Below are 12,349 nucleotides of genomic sequence, written 5' to 3'. Positions count from 1 at the left end.
ATAGATCAAGACTCTCGCCTAGATTTCCCGCACGTTAAGCACGAGATAAGTGCGACCAGCGAGGGGACGGAGCCGCGACATGTCCGATGCGCCTGAAGTGAGGAGACCGGTGGTGACACCGGTGCGCGTAGTCATCGCGCTGTGCCTGGCCGCGCCGTTCGTGGCGATGCTCTGGGTCAGCTCCTACGCCAAGATCGACCCGACCTTCATCGGCATCCCGTTCTTCTACTGGTACCAGATGCTCTGGGTGCTCATCTCGACGGCGCTCACGATGACCGCGTACAAGCTGTGGCAGCGTGACCAGCGCGCCCGCAAGGCCACCGGGAGCCAGGGATGAACGACGGCGTCAACGGTGTCGCGCTCACCGTCTTCATCATCTTCTTCCTGGCCGTCACGGTCATGGGCTTCCTGGCCGCGCGCTGGCGCCGGTCCGAGAACGACTCGCTCGACGAATGGGGCCTGGGCGGCCGGTCGTTCGGCACCTGGATCACCTGGTTCCTGCTGGGCGGCGACCTCTACACGGCGTACACCTTCGTGGCCGTCCCCGCGGCGATCTACGCGGCGGGCGCGTCCGGCTTCTTCGCGGTGCCGTACACGATCCTCGTCTACCCCCTGATCTTCACTTTCCTGCCCCGCCTGTGGTCGGTCTCGCACAAGCACGGGTACGTGACCACGTCGGACTTCGTGCGCGGCCGGTTCGGTTCCAAGGGCCTCTCGCTGGCCGTCGCGATCACCGGCATCCTCGCCACCATGCCGTACATCGCGCTCCAACTGGTCGGCATCCAGGCCGTCCTGGACGTGATGGGCGTCGGCGGCGGCGAGAACACCAACTGGTTCATCAAGGACCTGCCGCTGCTCATCGCCTTCGGCGTGCTGGCCGCGTACACGTACTCGTCGGGTCTGCGGGCCCCCGCGCTGATCGCGTTCGTCAAGGACACGCTGATCTACATCGTGATCGCGGTCGCCATCATCTACATCCCGATCAAGCTGGGCGGGTTCGACGACATCTTCGCCGCCGCGGGCAAGAAGTTCGAGGCGATCAACCCCGCGACCGAGAAGCCCGTCGGGGCGCTCGCGCCCGGCTCGCAGGGCACCTGGACGTACGCGACGCTCGCGCTCGGCTCGGCCCTCGCGCTGTTCATGTACCCGCACTCGATCACGGCGACCCTGTCGTCCAAGAGCCGCGAGGTCATCCGGCGCAACACCACGATCCTGCCGCTGTACTCGCTCATGCTGGGCCTGCTCGCGTTGCTCGGGTTCATGGCGATCGCGGCCGGGATCAAGGTGCAGAACGGGCAGTTGGCGATTCCGCAGCTGTTCGAGGACATGTTCCCGGACTGGTTCGCGGGTGTGGCCTTCGCCGCCATCGGCATCGGCGCGCTGGTCCCGGCGGCCATCATGTCCATCGCCGCCGCGAACCTCTTCACCCGCAACATCTACAAGGACTTCCTCAAGCCGGACGCGACGCCCCAGCAGGAGACCAAGGTCTCCAAGCTGGTGTCGCTGCTGGTGAAGGTCGGCGCGCTGGCCTTCGTCCTGACCATGGACAAGACCGTCGCCATCAACTTCCAGCTCCTCGGCGGCATCTGGATCCTGCAGACCATGCCCGCGCTGGTGGGCGGCCTGTTCACCCGCTGGTTCCACCGGTGGGCGCTGCTCGCCGGCTGGGCGGTCGGCATGGTCTACGGCACCCTCGCCGCGTACGGGGTGGCCTCGCCGACGCAGAAGCACTTCGGCGGCTCCTCGAAGGAGATCCCGGGCATCGGGGAGATCGGCTACATCGGTCTGACCGCGTTCGTGCTGAACGTGATCGTGACCGTGGTCCTCACCTTCGTCCTGAAGGCCGTGAAGGCCCCGGAGGGCGTCGACGAGACGTCCCCCGAGGACTACACCGCGGACGCCGGCGACAAGGGCGTGCAGGTCGACCTGCCCACCGTCGGGGCCTCCGGCCACTAGGAATCGCCTCCCCCGCCGACGACGGGCCCCTCCTTCACGGAGGGGCCCGTCGCATTACGGTGATCGATACAACGCACCATCTGCCCCGGAGGAACCATGGCCGCCCCCATCGTGCTCGACAGCGATCCCGGAATCGACGACGCCGTCGCACTGCAGTACCTGCTCGGCACGGGGCTGTGGGACCTCAAGGCCTACACGACCGTCGGCGGCAACGTGCCCGCCGGGCAGACCTTCCGCAACGGCCGGGCCCTCGCCCGGGCGTTCGGCATCGACGGCGACGTGACGGTGCACCGGGGCGCCGGCCGCCCGCTGACCCGCCTGCCGTACGCGGCCGCCGGCGAGTTCCACGGCTCCGCGGGACTCGGTACGGAGCAGCTGCCGGACTCGACCGCGCCGGAGCACCCCGAGTCCTCCGCGCAGGCCCTGCTGAGGCTCTCGCGCGCGTACGAGGGGGAGCTGACGGTGTGCGCGACGGGCCCGCTCACCAATGTGGCGCTCGCCCTGAGCGAGGACCCGGACTTCGCCCGGCGCGTGAAGCGGCTGGTCTTCATGGGCGGGGCGGCCGAGGTGCCCGGGAACATCACGCCGGTCGCCGAGTTCAACGCGTGGACGGACCCGGACGCGGCGGACCTGGTCGTGTCGTCGGGCATCCCGTACACGATGGTCGGGCTCGACGCGACGCACGGCTGGCGGTTCGGGCCCGACGAGCTCAAGACTCTGGAGGAGGCGGGCGAGGGCATGGAGCTGACCGCGCGCCTGATGCGCTTCTACCTCGGCGCGTACGAGGAGACCGGGGGCAGCCCCCTGCACGACCCGCTGGCCGTCGGGGTGTGCGCCGACGAGTCGTTCGTGACCGCCGCCGAGGGCACGGTCGTCGTGGAGTGCGCGAGCGAACTCACCCGCGGCAAGACAGTGTTCGTCCCCTACGACTCCGACTACCCGCGCGCGTACTACTCGGAGTCGCCCCTGGTGGCCGCCCGCACCGAGCACCGCGGCCGGGTCGCCCTGGGCACGGGCCCGCGCAACTTCACCGAGGACTTCGTGAACACGCTCCTGAAGCGGCCCGCGGCCGGGTAGCACCGGCGCCGGGGCCGGTGCTCACGCGCCGGCGCCGTACAGCGTCCCGCCCACCTCGCGCGCGAGGTGGGCGGCCCAGCGGACGGTCTCGTCGCGGCCCGCGCCCTCCTCGCCGAGGAGGAGCACGAGCACTCCGCCGACCCGCACATGGGCGCGGTACCGGGTGGTCGTCCCGCCCTCGTACATCACGTCCTGGACCTCCAGGAACGCCTCGTCGCCCAGGCCCTTGAGCGGCACGGTCCCGTACCGCTCGGTCGCCGAGCCCGCCTCCATGTCGGAGGCGAACTCCCGGCAGTGCCGCAGGATGTCCTGCTCGACGCGCTGATGGTCGCGGGCCTCGGCGACGGGCAGCGACACGATCATCTGCGTCGCCACGAGGTGCCCCTCCGGCGGCCGGGTCGCACGGTCCACCCACTGGGTGCGGGCCAGCGCCATGGCGCCCCGGTACGCCGCCGGGCCCAGCCAGGCCGGGTCCTTCTCGCCGGCCGCGTCCAGGCAGTACGACCAGCGGCCGCTGCGCTGGTCGTGGGTGCTCTCGTACGGGCCCGCCTGGGTCTCCCCGCGCTCCAGCCCCGTACCGAACGCGGCGTCGGGCAGCAGCGCCTTCTTCAACTGCTCGGCGGTGAAGACCTGCCGGGGCGCGGCGACGGCGTCCCGGCCCGGGGCGGTCGCGGGGCCGGTGGGCCGGACCACCTCGGGGCTCGGCGCCGTCGGGCTCGCGGACGTCTTCGGACTCGCGGACGTCTTCGAAGGGGCGGACGACGACGGCCCGGCCGCGGCCCGGTCCGCCGCTCCCCCGCCGCACCCCGCCAGAAGCACCGTCACCAGCGGCACCACGGCCGTCCCCTGCCACGCGCGCATCGAGCCCTCCCCAAGATCGCCCGCCCGTAGATCGCCGTCACCCTATCCGACACAAGATGTGGGCCTGCCGCGAAAGCCTGACACAAGATGTATGCTCACTCTCGCTGTCGCCGCAGGGGAATCCGGTGCAAATCCGGAACTGTCCCGCAACGGTGAACGTAAGCGCACATAAGCGCCCGCGTGAGTCCGATGACCTGTCGACAGCACGCCCGAGCCGTCCGGCCCGGGCGTCGACGACGTCCGGGCCTCGCGGAATGGGCCGGTGACGACGGCGCCTCCGTGCGCCCGAGCCACTCCCTCCCCGCAGGCCCCGAGCCGAGCGAGGGAGAGCCTCCACGTGACCATCGCGCCGCCCGCCGAACCGGTCTCAGCCGCACCGGACGACGCTCCGGGGACCGCGCTGCTGCGCACCCTGACCGAGCTGACCGCCGACCTCCCCGACGCCGACCCCGGCCGGGTCGCAGCCGCCGCGCTGCGCGGCCGCAGTGCCCGCGCCGACGAGGCCGAGCTGCGCGGACTCGCCACCGAGGCAGCGGCCGGGCTCATCTCCGAGGACCCCGTCTACTCCCGGCTGGCCGCCCGGCTCCTGACGCTCTCCATCGCCGCCGAGGCCGCCTCGCAGGGCGTGACCTCGTTCACCGAGTCGGTCGCGGTCGGCCACCGCGAGGGGCTCGTCGCCGACCGCACCGCCGAGTTCGTGCGGATCCACGCCGCCCGGCTGAACGCGCTGATCGACCCGGCCGGGGACGACCGCTTCGGCTACTTCGGCCTGCGCACCCTGCACAGCCGCTACCTGCTGCGCCACCCGATCACCCGCCAGGTCGTCGAGACCCCGCAGCACTTCATGCTCCGCGTCGCCGCCGGTCTCGCCGAGGACGACAGCGCCCGCGCCGTCGACGAGGTCGCCGCGCTGTACGGCCTGATGAGCCGCCTCGACTACCTGCCCTCCTCCCCCACCCTCTTCAACTCCGGCACCCGGCACCCGCAGATGTCGAGCTGTTACCTGCTGGACTCCCCGCTGGACGAGCTGGACTCGATCTACGACCGCTACCACCAGGTGGCCCGGCTGTCGAAGCACGCGGGCGGCATCGGCCTCTCGTACTCCCGCATCCGCAGCCGGGGTTCGCTGATCCGCGGCACGAACGGGCACTCCAACGGCATCGTGCCGTTCCTGAAGACGCTGGACGCGTCGGTCGCCGCCGTGAACCAGGGCGGGCGCCGCAAGGGCGCCGCCGCCGTCTACCTGGAGACGTGGCACTCCGACATCGAGGAGTTCCTGGAGCTGCGCGACAACACCGGTGAGGACGCGCGCCGCACCCACAACCTGAACCTCGCGCACTGGATCCCCGACGAGTTCATGCGCCGGGTCAACGAGGGCGGCACCTGGTCGCTGTTCTCGCCGGCCGACGTGCCCGAGCTGGTCGACCTGTGGGGCGCGGAGTTCGACGCCGCGTACCGGAAGGCCGAGGCCGAGGGGAAGGCCCAGAAGACCATCCCCGCACGGGACCTGTACGGCCGCATGATGCGCACGCTCGCGCAGACCGGCAACGGCTGGCTGACCTTCAAGGACGCCGCCAACCGGACCGCCAACCAGACCGCGGAGCCCGGCCACACGGTCCACTCCTCGAACCTGTGCACCGAGATCCTGGAGGTGACGGACGACGGGGAGACGGCCGTCTGCAACCTCGGCTCCGTGAACCTGGGTTCCTTCGTGGACACGGCGACCGGGGACATCGACTGGGAGCGGCTCGACGAGACCGTCCGCACGGCCGTCACGTTCCTCGACCGGGTCGTCGACATCAACTTCTACCCGACCGAGCAGGCGGGCCGCTCCAACTCCCGCTGGCGTCCGGTGGGTCTGGGCGCGATGGGCCTGCAGGACGTCTTCTTCAAGCTGAAGCTGCCCTTCGACTCGCCCGAGGCCAGGGCGCTGTCCACGCGGATCGCCGAGCGCATCATGCTCGCCGCGTACGAGGCGTCCGCCGACCTCGCCGAGCGCAACGGGCCGCTGCCCGCCTGGCAGAAGACCCGGACCGCGCGCGGTGTCCTGCACCCCGACCACTACGGCGTCGAGTTCACCTGGCCGGAGCGCTGGGCCGCGCTGCGGGAACGTATCGCCGCGGTCGGCATGCGCAACTCGCTGCTGCTCGCGATCGCCCCGACGGCCACCATCGCGTCCATCGCGGGTGTCTACGAGTGCATCGAGCCGCAGGTCTCCAACCTGTTCAAGCGCGAGACGCTGTCCGGCGAGTTCCTCCAGGTCAACTCGTACCTGGTGGACGAGCTGAAGCGGCTCGGCGTGTGGGACGCGCAGACCCGCGAGGCGCTGCGCGAGTCCAACGGCTCGGTGCAGGGCTTCACGTGGGTGCCCGAGGAGGTGCGGGCGCTGTACCGCACGGCGTGGGAGATCCCGCAGCGCGGCCTCATCGACATGGCGGCGGCGCGCACCCCGTACCTCGACCAGGCCCAGTCCCTGAACCTGTTCATGGAGACGCCGACCATCGGCAAGCTCTCCTCCATGTACGCGTACGCCTGGAAGTCGGGCCTGAAGACGACGTACTACCTGCGCTCGCGCCCCGCGACGCGCATCGCCCGCGCGGCGGGCCGCTCCAGCGTCCCCGCGCAGACCGCCACGCCCGTCGTCGAGGCGGACGCGGTCGCCTGCTCCCTGGAAAACCCCGAGTCCTGCGAGGCCTGCCAGTAATGTCCGACACCACTGCCGAGAAGAACCTGCTCGACCCGGGCTTCGAACTGACCCTGCGTCCCATGCGCTACCCGGACTTCTACGAGCGCTACCGGGACGCCATCAAGAACACCTGGACCGTCGAGGAGGTCGACCTCCACTCGGACGTCGCCGACCTCGCGAAGCTCAGCCCGGGTGAGCAGCACATGATCGGCCGGCTGGTCGCGTTCTTCGCGACGGGCGACTCGATCGTGGCGAACAACCTGGTCCTGACGCTCTACAAGCACATCAACTCCCCCGAGGCGCGGCTGTACCTGAGCCGTCAGCTGTTCGAGGAGGCCGTGCACGTCCAGTTCTATCTGACGCTGCTCGACACCTATCTGCCCGATCCGGACGACCGGGCGGCGGCGTTCGCGGCGGTGGAGAACATCCCGTCCATCCGCGAGAAGGCCGAGTTCTGCTTCAAGTGGATGGACTCGGTCGAGAAGCTGGACCGCCTGGAGACCAAGGCGGACCGGCGCCGCTTCCTCCTCAACCTGATCTGCTTCGCGGCGTGCATCGAGGGGCTCTTCTTCTACGGCGCCTTCGCCTACGTCTACTGGTTCCGCTCGCGCGGCCTGCTGCACGGCCTGGCGACCGGCACCAACTGGGTGTTCCGCGACGAGACGATGCACATGAGCTTCGCCTTCGACGTGGTCGACACGGTCCGCAAGGAGGAGCCGGACCTGTTCGACGACGCGCTGGAGCAGCAGGTCACCGACATGCTGCGGGAGGCGGTCGACGCCGAGCTGCAGTTCGGGCGCGATCTGTGCGGGGACGGGCTGCCGGGCATGAACACCGAGTCGATGCGGCAGTACCTGGAGTGCGTCGCCGACCAGCGCCTGCAGCGCCTCGGCTTCGCGCCCGTCTACGGCTCCGAGAACCCCTTCTCCTTCATGGAGCTGCAGGGTGTCCAGGAGCTGACCAACTTCTTCGAGCGGCGGCCCTCGGCGTACCAGGTCGCGGTCGAGGGCTCGGTCGGTTTCGACGAGGAGTTCTAGGCGGCCCGGGTGAACTCGGCGCGGCGGGAGGCCTGTTCGGCGTCCCGTCGCGCCTGCCGGAGCTGCCGGTCGATGCGGCGGTCGTGGGCGATCCCGTACAGGGACGGGGCGGCGAGGAGGAGGAAGACGAAGAGGACGGTGAGGTAGTTCATCGCTGTGTTCATGTCCTCCACTCTCCCGCCGCCGGACCCCGCCCGGCAGTGGCAGGACTGTCACTGACCCTCGATTTACTGCCAACTCTGCGGCACACTGGCGGGCATGCTGAAGAACGTGGCCGCAGTGCTGCTCGACGGTGTGCATCCCTTCGAACTCGGCGTCGTCTGCGAGGTGTTCGGCCTCGACCGCAGCGACGCCGGGCTTCCGGTGTACGACTTCGCGGTCGCCTCCGTGGAGGGTCCCTCGCTCACCACGCACGTGCCCGGTATGACGGTCTCGACCCCGCACGGCCTGGAGCGCCTGGAGGAGGCCGACCTCATCGCGATCCCCTCGGCGGGGCGGCGGTTCGACCAGTACCCGCCCGAGCTGCTCGACGCGCTGCGGCGGGCGGTCGACCGGGGCGCGCGCGTGCTCAGCCTCTGCGCGGGGGTCTTCGTGCTCGGCGAGGCCGGACTCCTTGACGGCCGCCGCTGCGCGGTCCACTGGCGGTACGCGCGCGAGCTCTCCGTCATGTATCCGCGCACCCGGGTCGACCCCGATGTCCTGTACGTCGACGAGGGCCCGGTCATCACCTCCGCCGGGACGGCCGCGGGCATCGATGCCTGCCTGCACATCGTGCGCACCGAGCACGGCTCCGAGGTGGCCAACGCGATAGCGCGCCGCATGGTCGTGCCGCCGCACCGCGACGGGGGCCAGGCCCAGTACGTGGAGCGGCCGTTGCCCGCGACGCGCTGCGACACCGTCGGCGAGGTCCTGGCATGGATGGAGCGGCATCTGGACGCGCCGGTGACCGTCGAGGAGCTGGCGGCGCGGGCGCACATGTCACCGCGCACCTTCGCGCGCCGCTTCCAGCAGGAGACGGGCACGACGCCGTACCGCTGGCTGCTGCGCCAACGGGTGCTGTTCGCCCAGCAGTTGCTGGAGAGCACGGACGAGACGGTGGACGCGATCGCCTTCCGCGCCGGGTTCGGCAACGCGGCGGCGATGCGCCACCAGTTCATGAAGGCGCTGGGCACGACGCCCAACGCCTTCCGGAGGACGTTCCGGGTGCGGTCGGTCAGCCACCTGTCCGAGGGCCGTCGGTCCGCGTGAGGCACCGGTGACGTCGGCGCCTGACTCCTCACCGGCGCCCCGGCGCCCCTACGGCGTCGAGGCGGCCCGCGCCTCGACCCGCAGCAGCGCGCTGCGCGGCTGCAGCGTGATGCCGATCCGGGCGGTGCTGTCCGTCCTGTCGGTCGGAACCAGTCTCCACTTGGACACCACCGCGCCCAGGACCAGGGACAGTTCGGCCATGCTGAAGTGATCACCGGGGCACTTGCGGTTGCCGACGCTGAACGGCGCGTGCGCCGCCGGCGTGACGTCCGCGGCGCGTTCGGGCAGCCAGCGGTCCGGGTCGAACGCCAGATGGTCGGCGAACGCGCGCGGGTCGCGCTGCATGGCCAGCGGACTGTAGACGATGTCGGAACCGGCCGGAATGCGATACCCGCCGAGTGTCGTGTCGACGGCGGCGAGCCGCGTCAATATCCAGACAGCGGGCCGTATCCGCATGGACTCGGTGATCAGATTCCGCATATATGCGAGTTCCTTGAGGTCGCCGAAAGCGACCGGCCTGCCACCGGTCACGGATTTGACCTCGTCGTGCAACCGCTTTTCCTGCTCGGGGTGTTCGGCGAGAAGCTGGAACACCCACGTCAGGGTCTTCGCGACATTCTCGGCACCGGCCACGACGAGGGACACGACTTGGTCGTGCACCTCCTGTTCGTTGACGGTTTCACCATTCTCGTCGCGGTCCTCGAGCAATGCGGCGAGCAGATCGCCCGGATTGCTTCCCGAAGCCCTTCGCTCGGCGATGATCTCGTCGACCAGCCGATGCAAATCGGCCAGCGCGCTCTCGAATCGCCGATTGGCCGGAAGTGGCAGTCGGTACAGCGGGCCGAAGGAAAGGATCATCCTCCGGTACAGGCCCTCGAAGACGGTGTGCAGCGCCGCGCTCAGCCGGTCGGCCCGCTCGTCGATGGACTCGACCTGGAGCACGGAACGGGCCACGATCCGGGTCGCCGTGCGGAACACCTCGGCCGCGATGTCGACGGTCTGCCCGTCGCTCCACCGCGCGGCCATCGCCCGCGCCTCCTCCTCCATCACGGTCGCGTGCTCATGGATCTTGTCCATCCGGAACGCGGGCTGGATCGCCCGGCGCTGGCGTCGGTGCAGCGGCCCGTTGCTGGTCGCCACGCCCTTGCCGAGCAGGACGCCCATCGTCTCCCACAGCGGCCCCCCGACCAGGAAGTCCGGGCTCTTGAGCAGCGTGGCGACCAGCTCCGGGTCGCACACCGCGTAGGCCGTCTTCGGGCCGAGCTTCAGCCGCACGACGTCGCCGCCGTCGCGCAGCCGGGTCAGGAAGCCGAGCGGGTCGCGCAGCAGGTTCCAGGCGTGGCCCATCAGCGGCGCGCCGCCGGGGGCGGGCGGCGGCTGCCCCGGGTCCGTACCGGGTGCCGCTGCCAGGGTCGATTCGACCGTCATGCGCACTCACCTACCTGGTTGGTCTGTTCGGTCGGCTCGTCGTCGGTGACGTAGGGCGGCGTGGACCGGTCGTCCCAGCTGTCGACCGCGTAGCGGCCGGATTCGTGATGGAACCAGTACACGGAACTGAACCAGTTCCGCATATTTCCCACGCACGACCTGATGGCCGTCGCGAGTTCCCTGCCGTGCGGTCCGATATTTTCCGTGGCGACCGCGAGCTGCTCCACCTCCACCTCCGCGGCAAGGAATTCCTCGATGGTTCCCTGAACCCTTCGGCGTACTTCCACGATTGCTTCCTGGAGGGAAAGCCCTTCGTGCTTGATGAGGCTTATCCCGAGGTTGTGCAATTCGTCGCCCGCGAGCTCCTTGGGCAATGAGCACAGGTCGTTGTACCAGGCGGCGAAATCCTGGCAGGCGAGTGCCGCACGGGTGAAAGCAGCATTCTTCCGCACCCACGCGGGGAGTTCGTACTGTGCGGTCGGCTCCAGCAGGTCGAGCCATATCCAGTGCGCGAACGTATTCCTGCGCAGGGAAATGTACTCGTCGACGGACGGAACGGTGCCCGTCATCCGGTTGTGGAACTCCTGGTCGTACGCGTCGATCACCACGTGGAAGTGGCGGGCGAACCGGGCGCTCCACGTCCGGCTCAGCGAGCCGTAGAGCCGGTCGACGCTCTCCGCGAAGGCCGCGACCAGCGGATCCTTGTGACGCAGGTGAAGCTGTGGTGCCTCCGTGGCCGCGTGCAACTGGACGGCGAGCCGCCGCCAGCTCGTCGTCCGCCCGTGGATCACGTCACGGTCGTGCCGGTCGTCCCAGACGAAGAACCACGCGCTGTAGTCGCAAATCGCGGCCAGCACCTCGTTGGGGGCACCCATGTAATAGCCCGCCATCAAGTCCGTGTAGCACAGACCATCGGCATATTTCTCCACCTTGTCGGCAGGCATGAGGCGCTTTTCGAGCAGCCAGGAGCGGGTCTTCTCCTGGAGCTTCGGCCAATACGGGTGCAGATTGCGAGGAAACGCGTCCTCGATCACCGGAAGCGCCAGCGCCGGTGGGACCGCTGTCTGTGGATAAGCAGGCACGAACAAACCCCTCTCTGCTGCCTGATGGCGTACGCCCCTCCCGCAGTGCCGGGCGCGCGCCGTTGCGTATCCCCGCGCTTTCTATTCAGCACTACAACTGACCGTTCTGGGAACGGATTTGCTCCCCTCACTACCCCCCACCGCCGGAATCGTCCCCTTACATGACCGAATATGGGTCACATGCGGCCGGTCCTGTTCGCACACGCGGCCGTACAAGCAAGGGTGCGGGCATGCACAAGAGCGGCGCCTGGCCGGAAACATCCGTACCAGGCGCCGCTCGGCGCGCAACTGCCCCGCTGGGCTCAGTCGTTGGGGACCACGGGGTAGCGGGGCGTGCCCTCGTCCATCTGCTTCAGGGCGTTCTTCCGCTCCCGCTTCGACAGGCGGTCGATGTACAGGTACCCGTACAGGTGGTCCGTCTCGTGCTGCAGGCAGCGCGCGAAGTACCCGGTGCCGCGCACCGTGATCGGGTTGCCCTTCTCGTCCTGCCCGGTGACCACCGCGTAGTCGGGACGGGCGAGTTCGGCGTACGCCGTCGGCACGGACAGGCAGCCCTCGTTGGAGTCGTCGAGCCGGCGCTGGTCGGCGGGCAGCTCCCGCAGGACCGGGTTGACGACGACGCCGGTGTGACGCACGCCCTCGTCGTCCGGGCAGTCGTAGACGAAGACCTTGCGGTCGACACCGATCTGGTTGGCGGCGAGGCCCACGCCCTCGGCGGTGCGCTGGCTGGCGAACATGTCGTCGACCAGCGCGGCCAGCTCGTCGTCGAACTCCGTCACGTCCTTGCACTCCTTGTGCAGGACGGGGTTCCCGACGACGGTGATCGGCCGCGACGTCCCGCGCTCCCGGTACGCCGCCTCCCGCGCCTCGCAGTCCTCGGTGTCGATGACGAAGCCCTCGTCGTCCACGGGGAGCACGCCCGCGCCCGCAACGTGCTGCTGATCGGTGTCCTGCTGCGCCATGACGGACGTAAG

The 12,349-nt window shown here is 69.6% G+C and carries 11 protein-coding genes and 1 riboswitch; of the genes, 6 read left to right on the top strand and 5 right to left on the bottom strand.

What is annotated here, in order from left to right:
- The first annotated feature begins 79 nt into the window (after positions 1-79).
- The 3 genes from ACVHNB_RS06230 to ACVHNB_RS06220 all read left to right on the top strand — a co-directional run bounded on the left by ACVHNB_RS06230 (position 80) and on the right by ACVHNB_RS06220 (position 3,033).
- Positions 80-337, top strand: coding sequence for a DUF3311 domain-containing protein (locus tag ACVHNB_RS06230; protein WP_428952397.1), 258 nt, complete (start codon positions 80-82; stop codon positions 335-337).
- Positions 334-1,956, top strand: a complete 1,623-nt coding sequence (mctP, locus tag ACVHNB_RS06225) for a monocarboxylate uptake permease MctP (protein ID WP_428952398.1) — start codon at positions 334-336, stop codon at positions 1,954-1,956. Before ACVHNB_RS06230 ends, mctP begins: the two co-directional genes overlap by 4 nt.
- Before the next feature lie 96 nt (positions 1,957-2,052).
- A complete protein-coding gene (locus tag ACVHNB_RS06220) occupies positions 2,053-3,033 on the top strand; it encodes a nucleoside hydrolase (RefSeq protein WP_456227575.1) in 981 nt (326 codons plus the stop codon).
- 21 nt (positions 3,034-3,054) lie between these two features.
- On the opposite strand, the gene ACVHNB_RS06215 is transcribed toward ACVHNB_RS06220, so the two are convergent.
- Positions 3,055-3,894, bottom strand: a complete 840-nt coding sequence (locus ACVHNB_RS06215) for a hypothetical protein (RefSeq protein WP_456227574.1) — start codon at positions 3,892-3,894, stop codon at positions 3,055-3,057.
- Positions 3,895-3,979: 85 nt separating this feature from the next.
- Positions 3,980-4,110, top strand: a riboswitch (cobalamin riboswitch).
- Between the two features lie 121 nt (positions 4,111-4,231).
- Here ACVHNB_RS06215 and ACVHNB_RS06210 point away from each other — a divergent pair.
- Together ACVHNB_RS06210 and ACVHNB_RS06205 are read left to right on the top strand one after the other, a co-directional pair.
- Complete coding sequence (locus ACVHNB_RS06210) at positions 4,232-6,598, top strand: ribonucleoside-diphosphate reductase subunit alpha (protein ID WP_428952401.1); 2,367 nt, start codon at positions 4,232-4,234, stop codon at positions 6,596-6,598.
- Positions 6,598-7,617 carry a ribonucleotide-diphosphate reductase subunit beta gene (locus ACVHNB_RS06205; protein ID WP_428952402.1) on the top strand — a complete coding sequence of 340 codons (1,020 nt, stop codon included), beginning with the start codon at positions 6,598-6,600 and terminating at the stop codon, positions 7,615-7,617. Before ACVHNB_RS06210 ends, ACVHNB_RS06205 begins: the two co-directional genes overlap by 1 nt.
- On the opposite strand, the gene ACVHNB_RS06200 is transcribed toward ACVHNB_RS06205, so the two are convergent.
- Positions 7,614-7,781, bottom strand: coding sequence for a hypothetical protein (locus tag ACVHNB_RS06200; protein WP_456227573.1), 168 nt, complete (start codon positions 7,779-7,781; stop codon positions 7,614-7,616). The two genes, ACVHNB_RS06205 and ACVHNB_RS06200, sit on opposite strands and share 4 nt — an antisense overlap.
- Positions 7,782-7,875: 94 nt before the next feature.
- Between ACVHNB_RS06200 and ACVHNB_RS06195 the strand changes: the two genes are divergently transcribed.
- Positions 7,876-8,865: a GlxA family transcriptional regulator gene (locus tag ACVHNB_RS06195; RefSeq protein ID WP_428952404.1), complete on the top strand. Its 990-nt coding sequence runs from the start codon at positions 7,876-7,878 to the stop codon at positions 8,863-8,865.
- 48 nt (positions 8,866-8,913) lie between these two features.
- Here ACVHNB_RS06195 and ACVHNB_RS06190 read toward each other — a convergent pair whose 3' ends face one another.
- From ACVHNB_RS06190 to def, 3 genes are all read right to left on the bottom strand, one after another.
- Positions 8,914-10,293 carry a bifunctional albaflavenone monooxygenase/terpene synthase gene (locus ACVHNB_RS06190; protein ID WP_428952405.1) on the bottom strand — a complete coding sequence of 460 codons (1,380 nt, stop codon included), beginning with the start codon at positions 10,291-10,293 and terminating at the stop codon, positions 8,914-8,916.
- Positions 10,290-11,375, bottom strand: coding sequence for a terpene synthase family protein (locus tag ACVHNB_RS06185; protein ID WP_428952406.1), 1,086 nt, complete (start codon positions 11,373-11,375; stop codon positions 10,290-10,292). The genes ACVHNB_RS06190 and ACVHNB_RS06185 overlap by 4 nt, the downstream gene beginning before the upstream one ends.
- Positions 11,376-11,677: 302 nt before the next feature.
- Complete coding sequence (def, locus tag ACVHNB_RS06180; protein ID WP_428952407.1) at positions 11,678-12,337, bottom strand: peptide deformylase; 660 nt, start codon at positions 12,335-12,337, stop codon at positions 11,678-11,680.
- Between the last annotated feature and the right edge of the window lie 12 nt (positions 12,338-12,349).

Source organism: Streptomyces sp. YJ-C3, assembly GCF_053891275.1.
This window is presented reverse-complemented; position numbering and strand designations above follow the sequence as displayed.